The sequence below is a fragment of the Vibrio sp. TH_r3 genome (assembly GCF_033101115.1).
Taxonomy (GTDB): domain Bacteria; phylum Pseudomonadota; class Gammaproteobacteria; order Enterobacterales; family Vibrionaceae; genus Vibrio.
Map to the genome: position 1 here is coordinate 110,310 of NZ_JAWMPW010000002.1, position 25,452 is coordinate 135,761.

At 39.6% G+C, this 25,452-nt stretch carries 22 protein-coding genes; 6 read left to right on the forward strand and 16 right to left on the reverse strand.

Annotation, left to right across the window (positions count from 1 at the left end):
* The first annotated feature begins 229 nt into the window (after nt 1–229).
* Genes R3X26_RS02985 through R3X26_RS02995 form a run of 3 tightly spaced genes read left to right on the forward strand, consistent with a single transcriptional unit; the run spans nt 230 to nt 3,476 of the window.
* A complete protein-coding gene (locus tag R3X26_RS02985; RefSeq protein WP_317715645.1) occupies nt 230–2,368 on the forward strand; it encodes a marine proteobacterial sortase target protein in 2,139 nt (712 codons plus the stop codon).
* A gap of 17 nt (nt 2,369–2,385) precedes the next feature.
* Nucleotides 2,386–2,985: a sortase domain-bontaining protein gene (locus R3X26_RS02990; RefSeq protein WP_317715646.1), complete on the forward strand. Its 600-nt coding sequence runs from the start codon at nt 2,386–2,388 to the stop codon at nt 2,983–2,985.
* Between the two features lie 26 nt (nt 2,986–3,011).
* Nucleotides 3,012–3,476 (forward strand): hypothetical protein, encoded by a 465-nt coding sequence (locus tag R3X26_RS02995; RefSeq protein WP_317715647.1) that lies wholly within the window; start codon nt 3,012–3,014, stop codon nt 3,474–3,476.
* A 70-nt stretch (nt 3,477–3,546) separates the two neighbouring features.
* Here R3X26_RS02995 and R3X26_RS03000 read toward each other — a convergent pair whose 3' ends face one another.
* The 6 genes from R3X26_RS03000 to R3X26_RS03025 form a co-directional block, all read right to left on the reverse strand.
* On the reverse strand, nt 3,547–3,747 hold the full coding sequence (locus R3X26_RS03000) for a hypothetical protein (RefSeq protein WP_317715648.1): 201 nt from the start codon (nt 3,745–3,747) through the stop codon (nt 3,547–3,549).
* A 127-nt stretch (nt 3,748–3,874) separates the two neighbouring features.
* The gene (locus R3X26_RS03005; protein WP_317715649.1) at nt 3,875–4,954 is read right to left on the reverse strand and encodes a PQQ-dependent sugar dehydrogenase; all 1,080 of its coding nucleotides are present in this window, start codon (nt 4,952–4,954) and stop codon (nt 3,875–3,877) included.
* Between the two features lie 115 nt (nt 4,955–5,069).
* Entirely contained in the window at nt 5,070–6,278 is a 1,209-nt protein-coding gene (locus R3X26_RS03010; RefSeq protein WP_317715650.1) for a multidrug effflux MFS transporter, read from the reverse strand.
* Between the two features lie 167 nt (nt 6,279–6,445).
* Entirely contained in the window at nt 6,446–6,877 is a 432-nt protein-coding gene (locus R3X26_RS03015; RefSeq protein WP_317715651.1) for a MarR family winged helix-turn-helix transcriptional regulator, read from the reverse strand.
* A gap of 130 nt (nt 6,878–7,007) precedes the next feature.
* A complete protein-coding gene (gene norR, locus R3X26_RS03020) occupies nt 7,008–8,594 on the reverse strand; it encodes a nitric oxide reductase transcriptional regulator NorR (protein WP_317715924.1) in 1,587 nt (528 codons plus the stop codon).
* A 175-nt stretch (nt 8,595–8,769) separates the two neighbouring features.
* Nucleotides 8,770–9,927, reverse strand: a complete 1,158-nt coding sequence (locus R3X26_RS03025; RefSeq protein ID WP_317715652.1) for a PLP-dependent aminotransferase family protein — start codon at nt 9,925–9,927, stop codon at nt 8,770–8,772.
* 236 nt (nt 9,928–10,163) lie between these two features.
* Here R3X26_RS03025 and R3X26_RS03030 point away from each other — a divergent pair, with 236 nt between their 5' ends.
* Nucleotides 10,164–11,033, forward strand: coding sequence for an AraC family transcriptional regulator (locus tag R3X26_RS03030; RefSeq protein WP_317715653.1), 870 nt, complete (start codon nt 10,164–10,166; stop codon nt 11,031–11,033).
* Between the two features lie 399 nt (nt 11,034–11,432).
* On the opposite strand, the gene R3X26_RS03035 is transcribed toward R3X26_RS03030, so the two are convergent.
* The 8 genes from R3X26_RS03035 to R3X26_RS03070 form a co-directional block, all read right to left on the reverse strand.
* On the reverse strand, nt 11,433–12,545 hold the full coding sequence (locus R3X26_RS03035) for a sn-glycerol-3-phosphate ABC transporter ATP-binding protein UgpC (RefSeq protein ID WP_317715654.1): 1,113 nt from the start codon (nt 12,543–12,545) through the stop codon (nt 11,433–11,435).
* A 5-nt stretch (nt 12,546–12,550) separates the two neighbouring features.
* Nucleotides 12,551–13,408, reverse strand: coding sequence for a carbohydrate ABC transporter permease (locus R3X26_RS03040; RefSeq protein WP_317715655.1), 858 nt, complete (start codon nt 13,406–13,408; stop codon nt 12,551–12,553).
* Nucleotides 13,405–14,328 (reverse strand): carbohydrate ABC transporter permease, encoded by a 924-nt coding sequence (locus tag R3X26_RS03045; protein WP_411572382.1) that lies wholly within the window; start codon nt 14,326–14,328, stop codon nt 13,405–13,407. The genes R3X26_RS03040 and R3X26_RS03045 overlap by 4 nt, the downstream gene beginning before the upstream one ends.
* 188 nt (nt 14,329–14,516) lie before the next feature.
* A complete protein-coding gene (locus tag R3X26_RS03050) occupies nt 14,517–15,764 on the reverse strand; it encodes an ABC transporter substrate-binding protein (protein WP_317715656.1) in 1,248 nt (415 codons plus the stop codon).
* 136 nt (nt 15,765–15,900) lie between these two features.
* Nucleotides 15,901–17,340, reverse strand: a complete 1,440-nt coding sequence (locus R3X26_RS03055; RefSeq protein ID WP_317715657.1) for an ATP-binding protein — start codon at nt 17,338–17,340, stop codon at nt 15,901–15,903.
* A gap of 48 nt (nt 17,341–17,388) precedes the next feature.
* Complete coding sequence (locus tag R3X26_RS03060) at nt 17,389–18,111, reverse strand: response regulator (RefSeq protein WP_317715658.1); 723 nt, start codon at nt 18,109–18,111, stop codon at nt 17,389–17,391.
* 298 nt (nt 18,112–18,409) lie between these two features.
* Entirely contained in the window at nt 18,410–19,609 is a 1,200-nt protein-coding gene (gene manA / locus R3X26_RS03065; RefSeq protein ID WP_317715659.1) for a mannose-6-phosphate isomerase, class I, read from the reverse strand.
* A gap of 209 nt (nt 19,610–19,818) precedes the next feature.
* Entirely contained in the window at nt 19,819–21,717 is a 1,899-nt protein-coding gene (locus R3X26_RS03070) for a fructose-specific PTS transporter subunit EIIC (RefSeq protein WP_317715660.1), read from the reverse strand.
* A gap of 377 nt (nt 21,718–22,094) precedes the next feature.
* On the opposite strand from R3X26_RS03070, the gene R3X26_RS03075 reads away from it, so the two are divergent.
* Nucleotides 22,095–22,940 (forward strand): AraC family transcriptional regulator, encoded by an 846-nt coding sequence (locus tag R3X26_RS03075; protein ID WP_317715926.1) that lies wholly within the window; start codon nt 22,095–22,097, stop codon nt 22,938–22,940.
* 3 nt (nt 22,941–22,943) lie between these two features.
* Here the strand turns inward: R3X26_RS03075 and R3X26_RS03080 are convergent, their stop codons facing one another.
* Together R3X26_RS03080 and R3X26_RS03085 are read right to left on the reverse strand one after the other, a co-directional pair.
* On the reverse strand, nt 22,944–23,798 hold the full coding sequence (locus tag R3X26_RS03080; RefSeq protein ID WP_317715661.1) for a PTS sugar transporter subunit IIA: 855 nt from the start codon (nt 23,796–23,798) through the stop codon (nt 22,944–22,946).
* 142 nt (nt 23,799–23,940) lie between these two features.
* Nucleotides 23,941–24,243, reverse strand: coding sequence for a PTS fructose transporter subunit IIB (locus tag R3X26_RS03085; protein WP_317715662.1), 303 nt, complete (start codon nt 24,241–24,243; stop codon nt 23,941–23,943).
* Nucleotides 24,244–24,441: 198 nt separating this feature from the next.
* On the opposite strand from R3X26_RS03085, the gene R3X26_RS03090 reads away from it, so the two are divergent.
* Nucleotides 24,442–25,446: a D-2-hydroxyacid dehydrogenase gene (locus R3X26_RS03090; protein WP_317715663.1), complete on the forward strand. Its 1,005-nt coding sequence runs from the start codon at nt 24,442–24,444 to the stop codon at nt 25,444–25,446.
* The last annotated feature ends 6 nt before the right edge of the window (nt 25,447–25,452 follow it).

The following is a 25,452-nucleotide window of genomic DNA, read 5'->3' on the forward strand; positions in this document are numbered from 1 at the left end:
TTAGATCACATTTTCTTTCACACAAGAACGAACTTTTTAAATCGATACGAGTTAATTAATGAGATAAGTAAGAATTGGCATATGAGTGTTCTATTGGTGTAGATATGCTATGTGAGAGGTTATAGGCATCCATTAAAATATCGTCATTTAGTGATGATATTCGTTAACAAAGCGAATCGTGCTTGTCTCGAATTATTTTTGCTATGAAAATTAATTGGATAGCGAGAGTATGATGAAAAAAAACCTATCAATAATAGCTTTAATGTTTCTGATTTTTGTTCCTATACCGGAAGTCAACGCCATGCCTAGTAACAGAATAGTCAAATTTAGCGAATTACCTTATAGCGACATAAAGTCAGGCACGTTATTCTTAAAATCGGAAAACGGCTATCAATATCAATTGACACAACAAAGCGATTTTCAAGTTGACGTTACTGGTATGTTGGCTAGAACAGTGTTGACTCAATCATTTGAAAATAGCTCTGATCAGTGGATGGAAGCCATTTATCTATTTCCGTTGTCGGAAGATTCAGTGGTTGATGCAATGGAGATGGTTATCGGTGAAAGAACGATAGTCGGTGAAATCCGTGAAAGAAAACAAGCGGATCAACTTTATCAACAAGCTAAACAACAAGGAAAAAAAGCCAGCCTATTGAGCCAAAAACGTCCGAACATGTTTGTCAGTGAAGTTGCTAATATTGCGCCTGGCGAGACTATTAAAGTCACTATTCATATTTTACAGCCCGTAACTTTTAATAATGACGAATTTTCATTACGTTTACCGCTGACCATTACCCCAAGATTCACTCCTCATAACATTGAGCAGAATCAGATTGACTTAGTAGGTGAGGAGTTATCGTTTTCAGGCGATTCTGGGTGGGCTTCCACTAAGCAAAGTCAAAGTGAACATCTTCCACAAGTAGTAGCCGTTAGTTCATCGCTCTTAGATGAAAATAAAGACTTTCAAAGAGTTAATATTAATGTGGCATTGACTGTAGGATTGTCCTTGCACAGTATCACTAGTGATAATCACAAAATTCAGCAATCAAAAGTCCAAGCGAAGACGGATAGTTACCAAATTAAACTAACATCTAAGCATGACGAAAAAGTAAGGTTAGATGCTGATTTTGTATTGCGCTGGAAACCTAAAATGCACGATGTACCTCAGGCTGCATTATTTAGTAAAACAGATGACCACGACCAATTTGCTTTACTAATGTTGATGCCACCAAACAGTAAGCAAGTTCAGTCTATTAAAAAAGAAGTGATTTATATCATTGATACCTCTGGTTCGATGGGTGGAACGAGCATACGTCAGGCTAAAGAGGCGCTTAAATTTGGATTAACCACTCTTGATGAACATGATACGTTCAATATTATTGAGTTTGATAATCAAGCTTCGGTCATGTTCTCTCAAAGTCTTCCTGCTAATAGCAGCAATATTTATACGGCAACACATTGGGTTGAACAGTTGCATGCGGATGGTGGTACGAATATGGCGTCCGCTTTGTCTTTGGCATTGAATACTAGAAGTGAAAATGATCGGTTAAGACAAGTCATTTTTATTACTGACGGTTCTGTCGATAATGAAGTTGAACTATTTAACTTCATTGAATCAAATTTAATGGATACCCGTTTACATACTGTAGGAATTGGTTCGGCACCAAACAGTTATTTTATGTCGGAAGCAGCGAAAGCAGGCAGGGGAAGTTATCGGTATATAAGTGATTTAAATAAAGTTCAGCTACAGATGGCGGAGTTATTTAATGATATTAGTCGTCCCTTAATGCAAAACCTTAAGCTGAATTGGCCCGCTGATAAGGTTGAGTTCTATCCGAAAAAAATCCCCGACCTTTATGAAGGTCAGCCTTTGGTTATTACCGCACGCTGGCCGAAAGATAGCATTAGTGATACAGCCAAAATGTTGTCTATTTCAGGGCGACTGGCTAACAACAATTGGCAACAATCGGTAAACTTAGCCCAGTCGAGTAAACAAAATGGTATTGATAAAATTTGGGCAAGAGAGAAAGTAAGAGATTTAACCCAAGAATATCGCCGTACTGGAGAAGAACAGCGTGAATCGCTACAACAACAAATTGTAACCTTGTCTCTTCACCATCAGATAATGTCGCCGTACACAAGCTTCGTTGCAATAGAACAAAAAGTATCTCGTCCGATAGAAGATAAGTTAAACAGTCTACAAATTAACAACTTGATGCCAAAAGGGTCACAATTAACAGTGGTGCCAATGGCCAATACGTCGTTGGGTATTCAGTACACGATGACACTGGCGTTATATATGTTGTTAGTTTCGTTATTTATAGCGGGTGTTTATTACCTTGGCCGATTGAAGCTGCGTTATAAATAACTTGTAGCTGAAATAACATGGTTGCAAAGTTAGCAAGTCGCCTGTGGCAAAAAGGGATTGTTATTAGTCTAGCGATTTCTGTACTAGCGACTTTTTCTCTTGTTGGTCAAGGGCTTTATATGCAAGGAAAAGCAGTAGTCGCTCAATTTCTTTTGGAGCAAGCTTGGCAAAAACAGAAAAAGAAAAATTTACTGGGTATTAAACCCTGGTCTTGGGCGGATATGTACCCAGTCGCGGAGTTACAAATGACGCCACTGAACCAATCATTTGTTGTCGCCAATACTGATTCTGGACAAGCATTGGCGTTTGCTCCCGGATTAAATGGAATGAGCGATAACAACCTACATGTTATATCCGCACACAACGACACACATTTTAGGCGACTTGGTGAATTAAAGGTCGGCGATGAACTTGAACTAACCTTATTTGAGGCAGAGCAATTTATCGCCAAACAATTTACTGTTATTAATATTGATGTATTCGATATTGAACAACATCAACTAGTGGTTGATTCGTCCAACAATACGACTCAGCAGCTTATCTTAATAACTTGTTTCCCTTTTGCTAACCATAGCCAAACAACGACACAGCGCTTAGTTATCACCGCTGTTGAATAGCAAGCCATTAAATCCAAGGAACTAAGATGAATTGTATAAAGAGTATCGTATTTTTATTTTTGTCTGTATCAACAGCATTTGCAGGTAGCGTAACATTCCCTCAATATGGTTTTTCGATAGATATGTTAGATGCTAAGCCTACTGGACAAGCAAACCATCCATTGATGATGTTTCTACCAATAAATAATAATTTTCATGCGAATGTAAATGTTCAGATCCAAACCTTTGATGGTCCGATGGATGAATATGTTGAGTTATCAGAATCTCAATTTAAACAACTTGACTTTAAAGTTCTTTCTTCTGAATTTAATAAGCAACAAGTTATATGGGAGTACACTGGTGAATCTCAAGGTAGGAGACTACATTGGTACGCTAAAGCTATTAAAGCAAATAGCTCAATTTACCTTGTTACTGCTATTGACGAGCAAGAGTCTTGGAAAACTAATAAAATTAAATTGAAATCTACAGTTGACAGTTTTGAGTTAAAATAAGTCGGTTAGGTTAATTTTGGGTCTAACAACCTCAGCCATACGGCTGAGAATTAGAACTATCCATGTTTATTTATGATGATTGATTACATTTGGTTGTTTTTTTGTGAGTAATAATCAAACCTGTCGTTAACGTAGCGGCAATCGCCACACAAATCCAAGTACCGTAAAAATCTAACGGGTTGTTTATTGCTACTAATATGGTTGTCATCCAAAATCCAACTGTAATTCCTGTTAAGTGGCCTCGTAAATTCTTTTTAAAGTTATCTAGCATTTAATGCTTATCCTAATGAAACATTTAATAATGACTATTATTACACGGTTAAAAACAATAATGGTCAAGATTTTCATTACAGTTTAGTCGGTTATATCATCTTTAGGCATAACAACAAGGAGACCTACTATAGTGCAAGTTTGTATAGGTTACCGTTGTCGGTACTAAAAAATAGTTCCCCACTAGGAGACGTTTCAATATCTCGAATGCGTTCCCCAAGATTGACTAGAATCCGCTCTTCTTTTACTGCATTGTTCTGACCGTCCAAGGTTACAACATTAATATGCATTGCCTTTAACGCACTAGACAATAATTTGCCATTGAGTTTAGGAAACTGTGTGCCACGATAGAGAAGTAGGCTGCTTGGTGCGATTGACGGTATGTACACCTTAGTTGGTGAGGTTATACCTTGTTTTTCGGTTGATTCACCCACGCTAATTGGTCCCCAATACTCTTTACCATGAGAGGTTATTGGCCAGCCGTAATTGTTTGCTCTATTAATTAAGTTAATTTCATCACCCCCTCTAGGACCATGTTCAATTGACCAGAGGTTTAGAGTCTTAGAATCAAAATATAGACCTTGTGGGTTACGGTGACCATAGCTCCATATTTGCGCTAAGGCATCTTGCTTTCCGATAAAGGGATTGTCTGAAGGCGTGCTACCATCTGGATTTAAGCGTACAATACTGCCAGCGTGAGAGGTGAGGTCTTGTCCGTTATTTCGTTCTCCACGATCACCAATGGAAAAATAAACGTGGCTATCATCAAAGGCAATTCTACTGCCGAAATGGCGATTTGTCTCGGTAGTGGAAATCGACACGAATATAGTTTTCCAATCGGAGATAGTACCATCAGAGTAACGTGCGGTAGCTAGTGCAGTGGCTCCTTGTTCTTCAACATTTTTGCTATAAGTAACGTAAATCTGGTTTTGTTTAAAAGGTGAACGAGCAATATCAAGCAGTCCACCTTGACCTTTATCCCATACATCAGGCACATTCGCGACAACGGTTTGTTTGCCGGTAAGTAGATTGACGTGTTTAATTGTGCCACTTTTTTCCGTAACCAACATCGAATCTTGATCAATGTAGGCTAAGCCCCAAGGGATATCCATCCCTTCCGCAATCTTTACTGTTTCATAAGCTTGAACGCTATTAACGGAAAAAATAATCAGTATTACTATCTTTATTGCATTGAGTCGTTTCTTCATTGCATCACCAAAGTTAATAAATAGACCATGATATTTTTAGTCGTGTAAATAATAGTTAATTCTAGACCTTAACTTGGTGAACGACGGTATTATTTGAGTAAAACAATATTCGTACTTAATGTCTCATATCTGGCAGGTTATTAACCACATGTGGACGTTTCTTCACTAAAAACCACAGCAGACTACCGATAGCACCAATAACAAACTGAATAGTACCAAGATTCTCAATTAAAGATTCAGGACGTAAGGAAACTAACAGCATGCCAATTGAGCCGCACATCATTCCAGAAAACTGAATAATAGCGACGGCTGAACCCGTATCTTTATCTTGTTGGTTTAACATCAAATTGGTACCAGGCACTCGATTGGTTATTACCGTCAATGTTGCGGGTGCAGCGATAAACGCGAATACCCAAGGCGACAAATCACCTATCGTGTAGGTCAATATTCCACATACCGTGAGTAAAGCAAAGCAAGCCGATATTATGCTTGGAATGGCGATCGTCTGTGATATTTTTATATAGATTCTAGGGCCAAATGAAGCAAACAGGGCATTAAAAGCAAAAGCATAACTGAATTGTTGCTCGGTTAATCCAAAACCATCAATATAAATGTACGACCCTGCCGCCAAAAATGCCATCATTGCCATTGGTGCAATAGAAAAAATAGCTAATAGAGATAAAAAACGTGGGTTTTTCAATACCACAGCCAAACGTCCCCAAGAGCGTAACATTGAGCCGGTATATCTATCTTCTAATGTCTCTTGGTAACAAAAAGCGAATATCGACGACAACGCACCAAAAACAGCCAGAGCAATAAACATCATATGCCAAGACGCGATTTTAAGTAAAAAGGCACCAATTACTGGCGCGACCATCGGGGCGATTATCACCAGTGACATTATAGTTGCCATGATTCTTTCTCTTTCTCTGCCATCATATAAATCTTTTACAATGGCGGTGGCGACAACGGTAACTGCACTGCCTCCAAAAGCTTGTACCACTCTAGCGGCAATTAACCACTCAATACTACTGGTTAATGAGCATAAAACACTTGAGATAACATAAATTGCGATTCCAATTAGCATTATCGGTTTTCTGCCATATTTCTCGCTTAATGGTCCCCAAAATAATAAGCCAAATGCGTAGGTTCCAAAATAAACACTCAAGGTTAGATTTACCATGGTTTGGTTGGTATTCAGCAGTTCGACCATTTGCGGCAGCGCGGGTAAATAGAGATCAGTTGTCAGTGGTGGAAAAGCGCTGATCAATACTAAAAAAATCAGGGTTCCATTTTTGCCCAAAATGGGTTGTTCTTTTTTCAAGTTGTTACTCCAAAATAAAGTTGGATTATTCCGAATGAGACATTTTTAGAATGACACTGCTTTTCAGAATGTTGTTAATTTATATTGGTTGATGTATCGCCAATAAGGTGTGTTATATCTTCAGAATAATTGTGTAAATGATTCACCTCATAGAAAGCCAAAACGCTTCATTTGAGGTTATTGTTGACTCTTTGTAATAACGAGCGGAGCATTTCAGATTCCTGTTGATTAAAATCGATTAACATATCGTGGATAAAGGCCGCTTCAACTTCATCCAGTCGCTTAAGCAGAGTGAGGCCTTTCTCCGTCAACGCTAAAAGCACCGAACGTTTATCCTCAGGGTTTTCTTGTTTAGTAATCAGATCTTGCTTCAATAGTCTGGCAATAATTCGAGCAATCTGCGCTTTATCCCTGTTCATCGATTGTGCAAGAACTTGTTGTGAAACTGCACCTAAACGTAAAATACTACTCATTGCTTTATGCTCAATAGGCGAGAATTCGACTTTTTGACGGGTTACTTCAGCGACCATTTTACAACGCGTTTTCATGTGAATTTCGCGTAATGCATGATGGATTTGGCGGTAAGTTGATGTTGACACAGAAATCTCTCGAATAATTATTATCGTTAGTTAGTGCGTGAATGCTGTTATTAGTTGACTGAGTCAACGATATTAGGGTTATTAGTTGATCATGTCAACTAATAAAGTGCCACTTATGCAGAAAATGAACCTATTTCATTCCAAGGCGTTTCATCAGTCGATGCAGATTGCCTGAATCGACTTTTAACAATCGTGCGGCGGCTGCCCAGTTGTTACCGGCTTGGCTATAAGCATGATTTATCAGGTTTATTTGAAACTCATTGGTCGCACTTTTTAAATCGGTTGCTTGCAATGGCAGATTGATAGAAAGGGATGAATTATCGCAAGAAAGCGAACTAATTACTGGGCTCAGCTCTGAATTTTCAGTAGAGATCGACGCACTTGATGAGGTGTGTTTTTCGAGATTAAAGTGATTTGGTAGTAGGACAATAATGTCCGATTTTGTTTCGGATCTAGCTAATACCGCCGCTCGATTAATCGCGTGTTCTAGCTCTCTTACGTTGCCTTGCCAGCTGTGATTTTGCAGTAATACACTGGTTAATGGGTCGATCTTTATATTTGTCACGCCAAGTTTATGTTGGCAACGTTCAGCAAAAAAACCGGACAGTAAAATTACATCCCTGTTTCGTTCCCGCAAGGGAGGCACGAAAATAGGGAATACGCTTAAACGATGGTATAAATCTGAACGAAAACGTCCGGCTTTTACCTCTTCATGCATAATACGGTTGGTTGCAGCAACGATACGCACATTGACCTTAATGTTGTTGTCATCCCCAACGCGTTGAATATCGCCATATTGAAGTACTCTAAGAAGTTTTGCTTGTAATGCCAGAGAGAGTTCGCCGATTTCATCGAGAAATAGTGTGCCGTTATCAGCAAGTTCAAATTTCCCTTTTCGGTTGCTTATCGCCCCTGTGAATGCGCCTTTTACATGACCAAACAGTTCACTTTCTGCTACAGATTCTGGTAATGCAGCACAGTTTAAATAGACTAAATTCTTGTTTGCTCGGCTTGACCCTGCGTGAATAGCCGCAGCGACTAGCTCTTTACCGACTCCCGTTTCTCCCATGATCAATACCGAAAGATCGGTATCGGCAACCGCTGAAATATGGGATTTAAGTTGCAGCATAACGTCTGAATCGCCAATGATTTCGCTTGGAACAATACTTTTGTTATTGGTTGAAGTGACAGGTGGATCAAATTCGACTTGGCTTTCAAGTTGTTCCATTAACAGGGCGGTATTTAAGCTACTCGCAGCTAAGGCACTGATCACTCTAAGATCTTGATTTTGGAATGAATCAAATTGCTTTGGATCAAACGCATCGATAGTGATTGCACCAATCAATCTGTCGTTAACAAATAGTGGCAATCCTATGCATGAGTGGACTCGGAAATCGTGCTTATGTTCGGGTATTAATCCGTCGTACGGATCGGGTAAGTCACTATCGGAAGGAAAGCGCACTATATCACCGGCTCGCGCAATGGCTTCTAATCTTGGGTGTTGTTGAATATCAAATCGTCGCCCAAGAACATCATCATAAAGACCATTGATAGCCAGAGGTACAAATTGTTGATCTTGAAAGTAAAGTAGTGCAGATGCGTCACATTTAACCACTTCTCTAATACTAGATAATAGTCTGGCAAATCTATCCTGGTCAGAAATACCTGAGGTTAAATCTAAGGCAATTTGAGCCCATTCTCTATTTAGGTTACTCATCATGTTTACTTTACTCTGGCCTACTTGGTAAGGTCACAAGTTTACTGTCTTTAAGACAAGAGTAAAGATTTGTTATTTTGACAGTGTTAAGGCAGCCAAGTCTGACTGCTTAACACTTTTACCTTTAAACTTTGCATAAGGTTTACTAAGTAAAACCCTTTAACTAGCAAAAACGTTATTCTGTCAAAAATGTGAGAAGAACCGAAGTTAAGCAATCAACGGCTTGTTCTAATTCTGGCAGCGTTGAGTTAGTAAAGTTTAACCTTAATGCTGCTTTTGATTGGTCTGGATTAGGATAAAATACAGGGCTTGGTACTACCGCAACACCTTTGGACAATAAAGCTGTCGCCAATTCAAAAGTATCGCACTGCGGTAACGATAACCAAATAAACATCCCACCATCAACGGATTGCAATTGACAGTCAGCCGGTAATTTTGCGTTTAATTCAGAATATAACTTCTGATATCGAGTTTTGTATAACGCGCGAATATTGTCGATGTGTTGATCAAAACGGTGGTCATTGAGTAACCCCAGTAATAGCGCTTGCATTGGAACACTTGAATGTAGATCTGCGCCTTGTTTGACCTTGATTAGAGGTTCTAAATAACGGCTTTTACCGGTAACAGAACCAAGTCTTAATCCTGGTGAAGCAATTTTAGAAAATGAACGAAGTACAATAGAGTGATCAGGGCAAAAGTCAGAGACCATGGCGATGGCATCGCCACTAAATCGTAGCTCCCGATAAGGCGCATCTTCAATTAGGGCAACATTATATTGAATGCATAGTTCTGCAACACGTTGGCGTGTTTGTAACGACCAACATACTCCGGTTGGGTTATGAAAATCAGGTACTGCATAAAACATTTTAGGTGATTGCTTGGCAAAGCACTGCTCTAGTTGTTTTAAGTCTGGGCCGAATTCTGTTTGTGCGACGGTAACAATATTTGCTTGGACTAAGCCAAATACTTGCATGGCACCAAGGTAACTTGGTGCTTCCATGACTACCACGTCATTGGGATCGATATACGCTCGGGCAATTAAATCTAAGCCTTGCTGCGAGCCAGTACACATCATGACACTGTGACTATCAGGCAATTGAAATCGTTCGGTTAAGTGGTCAAGCAGTGGTTGATAACCGGCTGTGTTGCCATATTGAAACACTTCAGGCATATCGGATAATGCTTCAAGTGTTGGCTTCATTAAATCAATTGGAAATGTGCTTTCGTCAGGTAATCCACCGGCTAAAGAAATCACGTTTTTATCACTGGCGGCACTGAGTATTTCACGAATATATGAGGATTTAATTTGTTGCAGTGATTGAGCGATTTCCATATTTTTGTCCGTTATTGTTTTGGTGAAGCTAGGGAGGGAACTAGCAAATAAAGTGAGTTGATAAATGTTACAGGGAGTTGTGCTTTGTTGCATGTCCGTTTATGCTTATCAACATGTCCATTTATGCTTTTAATTCACTTTTGGAACAATAGTTTTTCGGATGTATGTTTATGTTCGCGTAAATTTTTGTGGTGGGCTTTCTATTGATAAATTTTCTTTGAAAATACGTTGGAGTTATGAATAAACAACACTTGTCACGAATAAACGATGTCTTGTTTTATATCCATCAAGATATTACAAGAGAACTACCTGCCAAACAGTTAGCGGACGTTGCGGCGTATTCTGAACAGCACTTTCATCGCTTATTTAAGCAAGTAGTAGGTGAATCTATTCATCAATATATTCGCCGAACACGAATGGAATATGCGGCTAATCTTTTGATGTTCGATTCTAAGTCTTCAGTATTACAGGTTGCGAATAATTGCGGATTCAGTTCGGTATCATCATTTACCCGTGCTTTTAAAGCGACATTTATTTTGTCACCTGGGGAATGGAGAAAGCACGATTATCACACCGCTGATAAATCGTATTTAGCCGATGATGAGATAGCCGCAGGTTATGTGAGAGTTTCTCAAGTTGGCATTCCTAAACCGACCATTGTTGAGGTTGAAGAAAGAGATGTGGCCTATGTTCGCCATCAAGGTTATAACCGTTCGATTAAAAGAGCGTGGTTGGTGTTACAAGCTTGGGCGGAGTCAGAAGGTCGAAATTTCTCGGCTCAATATGGCTTACATCATTCAAACCCAGCGTTAGTTCCGTTAGAAAAATGTCGTTATGTAGCATGTATAGAAATAGATAAACGGCTCACATACCGAGGAGTGGTCAATCAACTTACGATTCCTAGCGGGCTACATGCCGTGTTTAGATTACATGGTGTTTATGGTGAATTGTTGCCACAAATTAGTCATATTCTAGAGCAATGGTTACCTGAGTCTGGTTTTAAGTTAGCGTCGACCCCGGCCTATGTGCATTATATTAAAAACCATTTTTTAACGATAGATGAACAGTTTGAATTAGACTTTTATTTGCCGATTCGGTTTTACTAACAATATGTAAAGTTTCTGGTTTTATTCATATTCTCTCCACAATTATAGTCGATTCTTTTTAAACATAAGAAGTAATGCTTAACGTTCTAACTTGGAGCATGGTATGAAAAATAGTCGAGTTGTGATCCTGTTGCTAGCCTTAGGCTGTTTGTTGATGTTATCTGGCTGTGTACACCCAATTTTTCCTCATCATTAAAGTCAATTTTATTAAGCTGGTTGAATAGAGTAAAGCTATATGAGGTTAAAGAATCCTATTAGTGGCCCAGTATTGATAAAAATGTAAATATGGCGCAGATATGCAGTATAGGGAAAACAACCCAAAGTCCAGAATACGCGTTAACAACACGAATTTACCCATGCAGAATAGTTGGTATTCTGGACTGTTAGGCGGTAATTATCTTAAAAGTCTATCCTTTGTTCTGTTTGACCATCGAAATATACTGCTTTGGATAAGTCAAAGTTAAGCGATGCCAGTTCTCCAACTTGACCGTCGAACTCGGGTGAAAGTCGGCATGCGACTTCTTGACCATTCACTTTTACCATTGCTATGGTATCGGGACCGGTCGGTTCTAACACTTCAATTTGTAGATTAAGGCGAGTAGAGGCACTTGTATCCTCACTGTCTGTATCGGTAATATGTTCAGGGCGTAAACCAATAACGACCTTATGCCCGTCTTGGCTGCGCATAGAGCTAGGCAGTTTAATATGATGTTCACTATTGGCACTGCCAACCACTTTAATTATCGGGTTTTGTTGTTCATCCAGATCAACCATGGTGTGAATAAAGTTCATTGATGGTGACCCCATAAAACCGGCTACAAACATATTGCTTGGTTTATTGTATATCTCTTTTGGTGTACCAAGTTGCTGTAATACGCCATCTTTCATTACAGCAATACGATCAGCCAGTGTCATGGCTTCTATTTGATCGTGGGTAACGTAAACAATAGTGGTATTTAATTGCTGATGTAAGCGCTTAATTTGATGGCGCATTTCTACTCTTAACTTTGCATCAAGATTTGATAATGGTTCGTCAAATAAGTAAAGTTTAGGTCGGCGAGCCAGTGCGCGTCCCATAGCTACTCGTTGCCTCTGGCCTCCAGAAAGTTGCGATGGCTTACGATCGAGTAGTTGGTCCATTTGCAGCATTTCAGCCACGCGTTTGACTTCTGCATCGATTTCATCTTGAGGCATTTTTTTGATTTTTAAGCCAAATGCAATGTTACCTCTCACCGTCATATTTGGATAGAGAGCATAAGATTGGAAGACCATGGCAATATCGCGATCTTTGGGTTCGACGTTTGAAACATCGATGCCATCAATTAGAATTTGTCCTGAGTTTATCTCTTCTAAGCCTGCGATGGTGTTCATTAGTGTGGATTTTCCACAACCGGAAGGGCCAACCAAAATAAGAAATTCACCAGAATCAATACTGATATCTATACCTTTTAGGGTTTCTACGTCCGCATTGCCGTAAGTTTTGCGGATCTGTTTTAAATCGAGAGTCGCCATTATTATTATCCTTTTACTGATCCAGCGGTTAAACCACGAACAAAATATTTACCAGCTAATACATACACGACTAAGGTTGGTAGCGCAGCGATAATAGCGCCTGCCATATCGACGTTATATTCTTTGATGCCAGTACTGGTATTGACTAAATTATTTAAAGCAACGGTGATCGGTTGAGTTTCTGATCCCGAATACACAACGCCAAACAAGAAGTCATTCCAAATAGAAGTAAACTGCCAAATGACGGTAACCATGATGATAGGTGTCGATAGCGGTAGCATGATTTTAAAGAAGATTGTAAAAAAGCCGGCGCCATCTAGTTTTGCTGCTTTGACTAATTCGTCAGGGATGCCAACATAAAAGTTTCTAAAAAACAGAGTGGTAAACGCTAAACCATAAATAACGTGCACAATAACAAGGCCAGTAGTGGTGTTGGCTAAACCAAGTTTGCCAAGAGTTGTCGCCATAGGAAGCAGTACGACTTGAAAAGGAATAAAGCAACCAAATAACATGGCGCTGAAGAACAAGTTCGATCCTCTAAATTGCCATTTACTGATTATATAACCGTTGAATGCGCCTAATAATGTTGAAATGGCAACAGCAGGGATAACCATTTGGAATGAATTCCAAAAATAACCTTGAACGCCTTCACATTTCACGCCGGTACAAGCTGTACTCCACGCCTTTATCCATGCGTCGAATACCCATTCGTTAGGTAGCGACAGTAAGTTGCCCGCTTTAATATCAGGCAATGTTTTAAGTGATGTAGTTAACATCACAAAAAGAGGCATTAAATAGAGAATGCAAAAGAAAATCAGGACCGAATAAATAAAAACTCGGCCTAAGGTAAACTTATTACTCATGATTTCTTCTCCCTTAATTCAGAATAGAGATAAGGAACCAATATCGCTAAGATCCCGCCTAACATCATCATTGCGCTAGCTGCACCCAAGCCAATCTGCCCTCGAGTAAACGAATGGGCGTACATGAATAAAGCCGGTAAATCAGACGAGTAACCTGGACCTCCAGCCGTTAATGCTGTGACTAAGTCAAAGCTTTTGATGGCAATATGTGAGGTGATGATCACGGCACTAAAGAATACCGGTCTTAAGCATGGCATTATGATGCGAAAGTAAATAGTAGGAAGACTTGCTCCATCGATTTGAGCCGCTTTGATTATAGAATTGTCAATGCCTCTTAACCCTGCAAGGAACATCGCCATAACAAAACCGGAAGATTGCCACACCGCAGCAATAACAAGGGTATAAACCACCATTTCAGAATCGACTATCCAGTCGAAGGTAAAGTTTGTGTATCCCCAGTCATGCATCATTTTTTCTATCCCTAAACCGGGATTGAGGATCCACTTCCAAGCGGTACCCGTTACGATAAAAGAGAGCGCCATGGGATATAAATAAATGGTCCTAATTGCGCCTTCTTGACGAATGTTTTGGTCAAGAAAAATGGCTAAAGCAACACCGAGAAAAATCGCGATTAGGATGAACATCACGCCGAATATGCCTAGATTGATAATTGAAGTGGTCCAACGGTCGTTGTCCATCAGCTTTTCGTATTGAGCAAAACCGACAAATTTATAGGTTGGCAAAAAACGCGAGTTTGTCATCGACAAAAACGCAGTCCAAAATATATAGCCGTAGATACACACAATGACAACCAACATACTTGGTGCCAGTACGATCTTAGGCAGCCAATTTTGCAATCGATCGCTAAACCTACGTTTAGCAACAGGAGGGGAGTTAGGCGACGTCAAAATATACTCCAAAATTTTTGTTTACTCGATCCAAGTCAACAAGCTTGTTACTGGTAAATCATGTACCCGTTATTGTTGAAAGTGTTTCCGTGTTGACGAATGGTTCGAATATAATTATTAGCCCTAAAGAGGGTATTAACTCTCTAACACCCTCTACATTTAGTGAGTTTAATGGGCAGATAACCGCCCATTAACTTAGTTTACATCGCTGATTTAACGGCTTTGGCGAGTTTTTCAGCTGCTTCTTTAGGGTCTGCATTTTCGTCATTAAAGAAGTTGGTCACTACGTCATAAATAGCACCTTGAGCATAACTAGTGGTAGACATACCATGAGCCATACTTGGGACTAGATCTCCACTTTGCGCTGTTGCTTTGAAGTCTTTCATTGACTCAACTGCACAAGCATCAAAATTAGACATGTCGGCATCTAAACGAACTGGAATCGAGCCTTTGTTTAAATTAAACACTTCTTGGAATTCTGGAGTAAGAATAGTGGCGGCTAATGCTTTTTGCGCTTTTTGTTGCTCAGGATCGGACAACTGGAAGAAGGCAAAGCTATCTACGTTATGAGTAAATTGACCTGCGGTACCTGGTGCAGGTACACAGTAATAATCTTTGCCTGCCATTTTACCGGCTGCGGTGAATTCACCTTTAGCCCAATCACCCATTATTTGCATTGCAGCTTCGCCGTTTATTACCATTGAAGTGGCAACATTCCAGTCGCGTCCTGGTGAGTTTTTGTCGATATAATTGTGCATTTTTTGGAATAAACGGAAAGTTTCTGCCATTTGTTCGCCACTTAATACATCCATATCTAAATCAACGAATGCTTTGCGGTAACCATCACTTCCAAGCACACTTAATGCAACCGCTTCAAATATAGTGGCGTCTTGCCATGCTTGCCCGCCATGAGCAAGAGGAATGTAGCCTTCAGCTTTTAACTTATCACCAACCATGAAGAACTCATCTAAAGTGGTTGGAACTTTTACGCCTGCTTTTTGGAAGACATCTTTATTGGCCCACAACCAGTTCACTCGGTGCACATTAACTGGTACCGCTACATACTCACCATCAAATTTCATAATATCTGAAACCATTGGCGGTACTATCGCGTCCCAATTATTTTCACTGGCAACATCATCAAGTGTGGTTAAAAAACCTAGGCTTCCCCATTCTTGAATGTCGTGACCCTTTATTTGTGCTGCTGCTGGTGGGTTACCCGATACCGCGCGGGTCTTAAGTACCGTCATAGCACTGGTACCTGAGCCACCTGCTACAGCGAAATCTTTCCAAGTATGTCCTTGTTCTTCAAGCATGTCTTTCAGTGCCGATACGGATTTTGCTTCGCCACCTGATGTCCACCAGTGAAGGACTTCAACTTCGCCAGCGTTAGCAAATTGTGCCGCAGAGAGTAGGGATAGAGTAAGTAGGGTTTTTTTTATGTTCATCGTTCTCATCCATGGTTGAATTTATGATTATTATTTGCTGATTGGATAGTGAGTTATCCTTTCGATAATTAGATTAATAAGAAAAGACCGAACATAATGAAACAAAGAGTAACTTGAATGTAACAATCTAGTTACATTAGTGTGAGAGGTTGCGTGGTATAACGATTTGCGCCGATAAACCGCCTTGAGGTGAGTTTTCTAATATGAGATCTCCGCCGTGTGCATGCAAAATATTGCGACAGATTCCGAGACCTAAACCGTGACCGTCATTGTCTTTTGCTAAACGACAGTAAGGTTCAAATACCGCTTCTAACTTGTTGTCAGGGATCCCTGGACCTTCATCTTGAATGCTAAGATGGAGACCCTTAGCGCTTTCGTTTGGCGTAACCACTACTCGATGACCATACTTAATGCCGTTTTCTATTAGATTGGTCAACAATCGTTTGATTGCCAGAGGCTTTCCGACAATCGGTTTAATGGCGCTTTTTTCGATGTGTACTCGATTGGATTGTAGGTTGTAAGATTCCGCGATGGATAGTAGCATTTCTTTTATATCGATTAATCCATTATTTTCATGGATATCTGTATCTTTAACCGTTTGTAATGCTCCTTTAACCATCATTTCTAATTCATCAAGATCCTGGCTGAATTTTTCTCTTTCTTCATCATTATCGAGCAATTCGGTGCGCAGTCGTAGCCTAGTAATGGGGGTTTTTAGATCGTGGGATATAGCTGAAAAAAGCGTTTCGCGATCATTTACGTATCGACGAATACGTTGTTGCATGCGGTTGAACGCTCGGGTTGCAGTAACTAGTTCATTCGCGCCTTCTTCGACCAATTCTGCCTGTTCTATGTCCATGCTCATTTGGTTGGCCGCTTTGGCTAAATTGTTTAACGGTCTAACTTGTCTGCGGATCAAGGGGTAAACTACCAGCATAAGAGAGGTTGTTGATAAAATAAGAAACAGAAGCTGTTCGGAACCAATAATTGTATCGTCTAAGCTTACGTAAGGAGAAGGAAGCAAGGCAGCAATGTAAATCCATTCATCACTATCTAGTTGGATTTGAACTACTAATATTGGAGGATTAATCGGCTCTAATGTTAGAGTGTAATGAGCCCATGACCGAGGTAAATCTTGTAAATATATATTATTTTTGAGGATACGAAGATTTTCTGGCTTAGAAAATTGCACTACAATTTGATTTACATTATTGAGCTTTGAAGCCAAAACCTTTTCCACCGATGACACGGCAACTTTTTCCAAGTAGTTATCAGGTATGGTATCGACGATGAGCCGTTGTTTGTTAAATGATACGAAGAACCGTGTTCCTCCCATATCTCTCAGTTGATCTAAAATGATATGTCGATACTCAACGGGTAGAGATTGGAAAAAGTTAATAGTTGAAGCGAACATAGTCGCCATACTCGCTGAAGTTGAACTTATACCGTCGATTTCTCTCTGCTTTGATTGAGAATACCAAATAGAAGTAGCCAGCCCTTGAGCAAAGATAACAGCGATCAACGTGAGCCATAATGTACGAGCGACTAGTGAACGAGGAAAAAAAAGCCGCTTCATTTTATAAGTAAAGTCGTGTTCATAAGTAACTCAATGTTGATAACTAATTCAATGTTCATAAGTGACGGCTGCGGTAAAAATATAACCGTTGCCTCGCATGGTTTTAATGTATTGATGCTGTTTCCCATTGTCACCAAGTCTTGACCGTAAACGACTCAGTTGTACGTCGATACCTCTTTCAAACGGTAGTGCTTCGCGACCTCTTGTGGCGCAAGATATGGTATCTCTATCTAATATTTCGTTTGGCCGAGACAGAAACAACATCAATAGAGAAAAATCACTGCCTGACAGCTCAAATTGTTCGTTGGTTTCCTGGTTAATAAGCGCGTGGGCAAGAATGTCTAAATGCCAACCACCAAAATTAATCGCTTTCGGTGCTTTTTCTCCTGACTCTTCAATATTGGTGCGTCTTAAAACCGCTTTTATTCGTGCAATAAGTTGTCTTGGATTAAAGGGTTTAGCGATGTAATCATCGGCACCAATTTCTAAGCCAATGATCTGATCGGTTTCATCTGATACTGCAGTAAGCATGATAATAGGGACGTTAGAGTTCTTTCTAACTTGTTGGCACAGAGCAAAGCCATCATCCCCTGGAAGCATCACGTCCAATAAAATTAACGTTGGGTAGCCATAAGATGCTAAGTGGGTATGCATCGCTTCACCGTCTTCAGCAACGGATACTTGATAACCTGATTTAGTAAGATATTTATCGAGCAAGTCCCTTATTTCATAATCATCATCAACGACTAAAATATGCGCTTGTTGTTTCATTTACCTTCCTTTGTTCACACATAAAGATGATCGGCATTCATCTAAAATCGTTCTAGAATTTAATCAGTACGGTTGACTTTAATTCTAGCGAGCTTAACGAACACGGGGATGATTTAACGATAAAAGTTTGAGCTGGGTTGATTGTTTATTTCTAGAGTATGATCTGGTTCAAGGTAGGTTCAGTTTACAAACTAGCAGTAATATTGGAAAGATCCTCTTCTATAATTCGTTGAGAATTATAGAAGAGGATTAAAATTATCAATGTGATAAACAAAAAAGCCAAGTTGTACGTAACAACTTAGTTAAACGCTCTCGCGACTCTACCTTTCGTGGTTATTTGATATTTGCCAGCATAGGCAGGGATAAACACGGATTGCCCTTTATCAAACGTTACGGTTTCTCCCGTAAGGTGAGTCAAGGTTACGGAAGCATCTAATGCCAGTAGGATTTCAGCACTATTGGTTCGTAAGGTATGCAATTCGATATCTTCGTAAACTGCGAACTTAAAGTCATCAACAGGAACAGGGTAAAATAGTCCGCCATCTTCATCAACAGGAGAGGCAAGTAATGTATTAGCCGGCTTTTGTTTGAAAATAGTACATTTTACTAGTTCATCCACATCAATAAACTTGGGCGTTAATCCAGCTCGTAACACATTATCTGAATTGGCCATGATTTCTAAGCCTGTGCCTTTAAGATAGGCGTGCGGTGTACAAGCATCTAGATACATTGCTTCACGTGGCTGAAGTGTAATAACGTTTAACATTAATGGTGCAAATAAACCAATATCACCTGGATACAACTCAGAGAGCTCAAGAATTAGAGCGAACAAATCATCGTTTGAATGTTGTGTTGCAAAACTAAGTAAATCGGACAATGCAGATTCTTTTGTTTCACCCTGTAGTGATAGCATCGCGGAAAAGAAGTTCTCTAAGCCTTTTTCATCAACAGACGATTTGAATGTATCGACAATACTTTGAATAGAAGTCAGATTGATTTTATCAAATAGCGCAATGATCTCGGAAAATTCTCTAAATCCATTCATCGCTTGATACGGTGTAAGCGCATAAACTAATTCGGGTTTATGGTTGGGATCTTTGTAGTTTCTATTGGCTGCGTTTCTTGGAACACCGGCTTGCTCTTCTTTTTCAAAACCTATTTCTGCTTGTTCTTTACTTGGATGAACTTGAATTGATAAAGCACTTTCGGCGGCGAGCACTTTAAATAAGTACGGTAACTCACCAAATTGTGTGTCAGTACCAATGGTTAAAATACCGGATTTATCCAAGTTAATGAAATCGGAAAGCAACTGCACCTCATTATTCTCAGTGATTTTTGAACATCCATTTGGATGTGCTCCCATCCAGATTTCAGCTTGAGGACCATTGTTTGGATTATCTATACCAAATAGTTGATTAATTGAAGTTCGGCTTCCCCATGCGTAGTCTTGGATGACATTTTGCATTGGGAAAAAACACTGTGTGATTGCTTGTGTCATTACGTTCCCTTTTGAATAAATGGATAAAAGTTTTATGGTGTCAATTGCAACTAGTTTACGCTAAATTTTATAAAATGTGTAAGTGTAATACCAAATTAATACATTTTTAATATTTGTATTAAATTTTATTGATTGTAGCAAAAAGTCCCTCACATAATGAGGGACTTGGAATGTAATAATCAAAAATATTTAAAAATTGACGTTTGCTGTTATGCGGTAGCTGTTGCAGTTTTTCCTTGACGCACTTTTTTTAGCGTAATACAAACTAGCGCGGTGACAATAGAGCCTGCGGCCATACATACTAAAGCAAGTACAGGTTTATTCATTGCACCAAGTAATGCGACTACCGGACCACCATGAGCAACACTGTTAGTAATACCAAATGAGAAGGCCATAACAGCGGCAACCATCGAACCGAGTACGTTAGCAGGGATAACAGACATTGGATCTTGTGCAGCAAATGGAATTGCACCTTCTGATATACCTACTAAGCCCATTGCCCCAGCGGCTTTACCGGCTTCGGTTTCTGATGGTTCGAATAGGTCTAACTTACGCCCCAACACGGTCGCTAATCCCATGCCTAAAGGTGCAACTGGAATGGCACAAGCCATCGCTCCCATAAATTGAGTTTGGCCACTGGCAATCATTCCGACGGAGAACAAGAAAGCAACTTTGTTAAACGGACCACCCATATCAAAGCCAGCCATACCACCTAGAACAATACCGAGTAACACGACATTACCCGTGCTCATACTCGTTAGTAAGGCGTTTAAACTGTCCATTAAATTGGCTATTGGCGCACCGATAACAAAAATAAACAGTGCAGAGATAAAGAGCGAACCAGCAATAGGCGCGATCATAATTGGCACTAATGGCTGAATGAACTTATGGTAGTTAATACTGGTTAACCAACGAACAAAGTAACCCACTAACAAACCAGCAATAATAGCACCAATAAAGCCGGTACCTGCTTCAGCACCATAGAAAGAGCCATTGTTTGCTATCCAGCCACCAATTAAACCGGGAGCAAGTCCTGGACGGTCAGCGATAGCATAAGCGATGTAACCAGCAAGAATCGGAATCATTAGAGTAAACGCGACTACACCAACATCTAGCACTTTATTCCATAAACTGTCAGCTGGAATCGCCATTCCGGCTTCGGATGGTTCGCCACCAATTGCCAAAGCTAGCGCAATTAATAGACCACCAGTAACGACGAATGGGATCATATGTGATACACCATTCATCAAATAACGATATAAATCACCGCGAGTTTGAGAAGCTTTGCTTGATGATGAACTGGTTTGTGAGCCGTCAGCAACATAGGCAGGAGCAACTAACGCTTTTTGAATAAGGCCTTTCGCATCACTAATAGGGGCTTTTACACCAGTTTCGATGACTTTTTTACCAGCAAAACGATTCATGTCGACTTGTTTATCACACGCGACAACAATTGCGTCAGCTTGTGCTATTTCTTCTTCGGTTGGTGCGTTTTTAACACCAATTGAACCATTGGTTTCTACTTTAATTTTATAGCCAAGCTCCGCAGCACCTTTTTCAAGCGCTTCTGCAGCAAGATAGGTGTGCGCAACACCGGCAGGGCAACCCGTTACGCCAATAAGAAAACCTTTATCGGCTGGTGGTGTATCCGCTGCTGGTTCAACTTTTTCTACTAACAACTGCAATGCTTGTTGCTCTGAGGTCGCTTTTAAGAATTTTTCAATAAAGCCATCTTGGATAAGTTTGGAAGATAATTCGGCAAGGACTTCAATATGGTGATCTGAACCGCCATCCGGAGAGGCAATTAAAAAGAAAAGTTTTGAAGGTTTACCATCTTCAGCGCCATATTCGATGCCAGTTTTACTGATACCGATAACAACAGCTGGTTTGATAACTGCAGAACTCTTAGCGTGTGGCAGCGCTACGCCATCTTCAAACCCTGTGTTGCCTAATTCTTCTCTTGCTTTAACATCAGCAAGAAATTGTGACTTATCGTTAATACGTCCTTGCGCATGAAGCACATCGATTAACTCGATGAATGCTTCTTCTTTCGTCGTCGCGGCAAGATCAAGACGAATCAATTTTTCATTAATCAATTCAGTGATCATAACTGTGTCCCCATTGTTATTTTTGTGTGTTGTTGACTTACGTTTGTTATTAAATAGTTTGGTTGATTACAATGAATTGAGATAGTGTATAAGAAAGACATTTACTGGATTATTGTACCATCGTTATTTTTGTGTGATGTATGTCATAAAACGAATTCTATGTTAATTAAAGATTATTTATGATTAATTTTGTTATTTTTCAATTAATTAAGTTGGTGTTTTTTCTTGTTAAATATAATCATATAAATGTTAATTTTTATGTTAAAGAGGTTTTCTAGACTGAAGTGATGATAATAATCGCAGCGATTATGTGTTTTATATCACATGTTTTTTGAGTTTTTAGAGTAAACAGTGGACTAAAGTTGAGTGGTAAAATGATGAATAGTGTTTTTCATGGATTAATCGAAACCTTGTTAGCAGAAAGAGCCACGTTTAATCGTATATGGTTTGCCAGCGATAAGTTGACTCCTCCGCAGTTTAGTTATCAGGTTAACTTTCCACGGTTGGAATTAGTACTTAGTGGGGAATATATCAATCAAATTGAAGATCCCGAACAAGGAATTGTTAGCATCCAAGTTTTAGCGGGAGATGCTTTATATGTGCCACCAAACTGTTGGAATAAACCTGATTGGAGTACGGATTGTTCGGTGCTCAGCTTACTTTTTGGTAAGCGGCAGCTCGGTTTTAGTTTAGTTAGTAAACATAAAAATGAAGCCGGTTTTTTTGATGTGCAGAAACACAGTATTCAAACTCGAACAGGTCATGCTATCGACCACATACTTGATGCACTCAACGCGTTGGGTAGTGAAGCAAGAAAAAGCCCAATGGATGAACATTTGCTTTTGGCGTTGATGAGTTATGCTCAATCTATGATTTCAGACCCTACTCACGCATCTAAAAAACGAGCAGACGATGTATATCATGGGATTTGTATCTATATCCAAGAGAATTTTCATAAAACAATCACTCGCTCAAGTATTGCAGAACGTTTTAATATTTCGCCTAATCACCTTTCAAGACTGTTTCGCTTTCAAGGTCATATGACTTTGGCTGACTATATTACCTGGGTCCGAATTGATAGAGCAAAATTCATGTTGAGACGTTACGAGTTTCGTTTAGCTGAGGTAGCAACTCGTTGTGGCTTTCAGGATGTTAACTATTTTTTTCGTGTGTTTAAAAGTAAAACCGGCCATACGCCAAGCGAATACAGGAATAAGGCGTAACGATTAAGGTTTCTGATAAGTGCGCGACATCACATGTAATAAAATTGCTTTAAATGCTTCTGGTTCAACGGTAGAAGTGAGTAGGTGACAGAAATCGACGTCTATTAAACGACGGGTTAATTGAGTACATGCTTTTATTATCGTCATATCGGCAGAACTAGGTATGAGTACCGCTATGATAGTATTGACGTCTCCTCTTGGGGAGTGCCAATCTATCGATGTGTCGAGTTTCATTATTGCTAATGATGGTTGACTAACCCCTTCTATCATTACATGTGGTAGCGCGATGCCATGACCAATATATGTGGTAGCAATAGCTTCTCTTTTTAACATAGCATCGAATATTGGCTGAGCATTTCGTGCATTAAGCATGGTGCATAATTTAGAAAGTAGGGCGTATTTTTCTATCGATTTGTCGGCAATTTTTTTATAACTGTAGGTAATGGAAAAAGGTAAAGCGAAAGTTGGGTGTGTGCCAATAACGGAATAGCTAAACTCTTCCGTTTTTCGATGGGCAGTATTTACAATTTCAAACTGATCGGCAATAAAATCGGTTAAAACCATGCAAGCTAGCTCGGCGTCCGAGCCTTCAATCCATAGTTGGCAAAGATGATTTTGTTGACAAGCAATAGTCATTACTTTCAATGTATGTTCTGCGTTGGCATGCAATTGATTAGTAATGTTTTGAATAATAACAACGGACCGAAAATAACTAGAAAGCGTTTTTAAGCGGTTTAGTTTCCATGCCGCGAACCCATCTTTGCCAATAATAAAGGTAATTCGTCTTTCTATTTGCATAAGCATTTTATTCGGGTAACCGTTTTGGTTTGTGTTAGCTATACTATCGGTGCTAGTCATACTTTAATATCAGAAATTGTATTTCGAACAGAAGTTTTATTCGTATCAACAGTTTTAATGGTATAAATCTATCATTTTCACTTCGGTGATTTTTAGATTGACTATCACATTTAATTGCGCGATTAATAATTAACTAGTTTAGTTAGAGTTGCTGACAGCGACGTAATACCGAACTTGCGTCAGCGAGCACTTCTTCTATTGTGACGCAATGTATTTTACTGCCAGTAAACCTTGCTCGTTGCTCTATTTCAATATCTGAAGCGATTAATACCACAGTTGCAGAAGCAATATCTGAGGCACTAAGCTGGTTTTCTATACCCATCGCACCTTGGGTTTCGACTTTGATTGGAATATTTTTTTTGTGGGCTTCTTTTTGTAGGGCATCGGCAGCCATATAGGTGTGCGCGATACCTGTAGGACAGGCGGTTACTGCGACTATTTTCATTGTTTTACTCACATTAGCCATTTTTATTTGAACGATTAATTAATGGGTAGTTTATAGCATACTTCTTTTCTAGGGGAGAGGTTTGTTGTGTAGCAATTAAGATTAGTTAGGTCTATTTTAGATCACTGAATGTTGTTTACTATCTCTTTATTAAAGAGAATAGGTAAATTTAAGGGATAACTATTGAAAGGAAAGGTAATGAATAAAACAGCCAGCAACAATGATATGGAGCCAATGAAAAATATTGTCTGCTTAGATGGATTTACGCTCAACCCAGGTGATAATCCTTGGGATGCGATTGAACAACTGGGCAATTTTGTTTGTTATGACCGAACATTAGATGGCATTGAACAAACTATCGAAAGAGCAAACAATGCGCACATTATTTTGACAAATAAAACAGTTATTAACCAACAAATTATAGACCAGTGTCCAAACCTCGAATGTATTGCTGTACTTGCTACAGGCTACAACGTGGTTGATTACCAGTATGCAAAAGAAAAAGGTATCGTAGTGCTAAACGTTCCACAGTATGGCACAGATACAGTGGCTGAAATGACATTCGCTATGATTTTCCGTTTAGCTAGAGCGATTGAATTAAACAGTCAGGATGTACGTGAGAACCTTGGTTGGACCAATAATATTGACTGGACCTATTGGTTAAATCCACAAATGGAACTTTCAGGTAAAACTATTGGTATTGTCGGCTTTGGAAATATTGGACGCCGCGTGGGCGAAATTGCGAGTGTTTTTAAAATGAACGTTCTTGCTTATGATAAGGCTTATCGTGTTTCTCCTGATTATCCACATCAATGTGTTGAATTAGACGAACTTCTGGCGAAGTCCGACATTGTTTCGCTTCATTGTCCTGTATTTGCGGATACGAAGAACATGATCAACGCCGATAAGTTAACCTTGATGAAAAATAGTGCGTTTTTAATTAATACCTCACGGGGCCAACTCGTTGTTGAGCAAGACCTTGCCAACGCCCTAAATAATGGCGTTATTTCTGGTGCAGGTCTAGATACTTTACAACACGAGCCTCCTGCGGAAAATAACCCACTATTGACTGCAAAAAATTGTGTGATTACACCGCATATTGCGTGGGCAACGCTGGATGCTAGAGCGCGTATCATGGCGACGGTAGCCGATAATGTGAAATGTTATCTCGACGGTAAGTTGCAGAATGTAATTAATGCATGAAGGACT

What these genes read in the sequence shown, in the direction of transcription:
- R3X26_RS02985 (WP_317715645.1), top strand. Translation starts at nt 230, where the DNA reads ATGATGAAAAAAAACCTATCAATAATAGCTTTAATGTTTCTGATTTTT.
- R3X26_RS02990 (WP_317715646.1), top strand. Translation starts at nt 2,386, where the DNA reads ATGGTTGCAAAGTTAGCAAGTCGCCTGTGGCAAAAAGGGATTGTTATT.
- R3X26_RS02995 (WP_317715647.1), top strand. Translation starts at nt 3,012, where the DNA reads ATGAATTGTATAAAGAGTATCGTATTTTTATTTTTGTCTGTATCAACA.
- R3X26_RS03000 (WP_317715648.1), bottom strand. Translation starts at nt 3,747, where the DNA reads ATGCTAGATAACTTTAAAAAGAATTTACGAGGCCACTTAACAGGAATT.
- R3X26_RS03005 (WP_317715649.1), bottom strand. Translation starts at nt 4,954, where the DNA reads ATGAAGAAACGACTCAATGCAATAAAGATAGTAATACTGATTATTTTT.
- norR (WP_317715924.1), bottom strand. Translation starts at nt 8,594, where the DNA reads ATGAGTAACCTAAATAGAGAATGGGCTCAAATTGCCTTAGATTTAACC.
- R3X26_RS03025 (WP_317715652.1), bottom strand. Translation starts at nt 9,927, where the DNA reads ATGGAAATCGCTCAATCACTGCAACAAATTAAATCCTCATATATTCGT.
- R3X26_RS03030 (WP_317715653.1), top strand. Translation starts at nt 10,164, where the DNA reads ATGAATAAACAACACTTGTCACGAATAAACGATGTCTTGTTTTATATC.
- R3X26_RS03035 (WP_317715654.1), bottom strand. Translation starts at nt 12,545, where the DNA reads ATGGCGACTCTCGATTTAAAACAGATCCGCAAAACTTACGGCAATGCG.
- R3X26_RS03040 (WP_317715655.1), bottom strand. Translation starts at nt 13,408, where the DNA reads ATGAGTAATAAGTTTACCTTAGGCCGAGTTTTTATTTATTCGGTCCTG.
- R3X26_RS03050 (WP_317715656.1), bottom strand. Translation starts at nt 15,764, where the DNA reads ATGAACATAAAAAAAACCCTACTTACTCTATCCCTACTCTCTGCGGCA.
- R3X26_RS03055 (WP_317715657.1), bottom strand. Translation starts at nt 17,340, where the DNA reads ATGAAGCGGCTTTTTTTTCCTCGTTCACTAGTCGCTCGTACATTATGG.
- R3X26_RS03060 (WP_317715658.1), bottom strand. Translation starts at nt 18,111, where the DNA reads ATGAAACAACAAGCGCATATTTTAGTCGTTGATGATGATTATGAAATA.
- manA (WP_317715659.1), bottom strand. Translation starts at nt 19,609, where the DNA reads ATGACACAAGCAATCACACAGTGTTTTTTCCCAATGCAAAATGTCATC.
- R3X26_RS03070 (WP_317715660.1), bottom strand. Translation starts at nt 21,717, where the DNA reads ATGATCACTGAATTGATTAATGAAAAATTGATTCGTCTTGATCTTGCC.
- R3X26_RS03075 (WP_317715926.1), top strand. Translation starts at nt 22,095, where the DNA reads ATGAATAGTGTTTTTCATGGATTAATCGAAACCTTGTTAGCAGAAAGA.
- R3X26_RS03080 (WP_317715661.1), bottom strand. Translation starts at nt 23,798, where the DNA reads ATGACTAGCACCGATAGTATAGCTAACACAAACCAAAACGGTTACCCG.
- R3X26_RS03085 (WP_317715662.1), bottom strand. Translation starts at nt 24,243, where the DNA reads ATGAAAATAGTCGCAGTAACCGCCTGTCCTACAGGTATCGCGCACACC.
- R3X26_RS03090 (WP_317715663.1), top strand. Translation starts at nt 24,442, where the DNA reads ATGAATAAAACAGCCAGCAACAATGATATGGAGCCAATGAAAAATATT.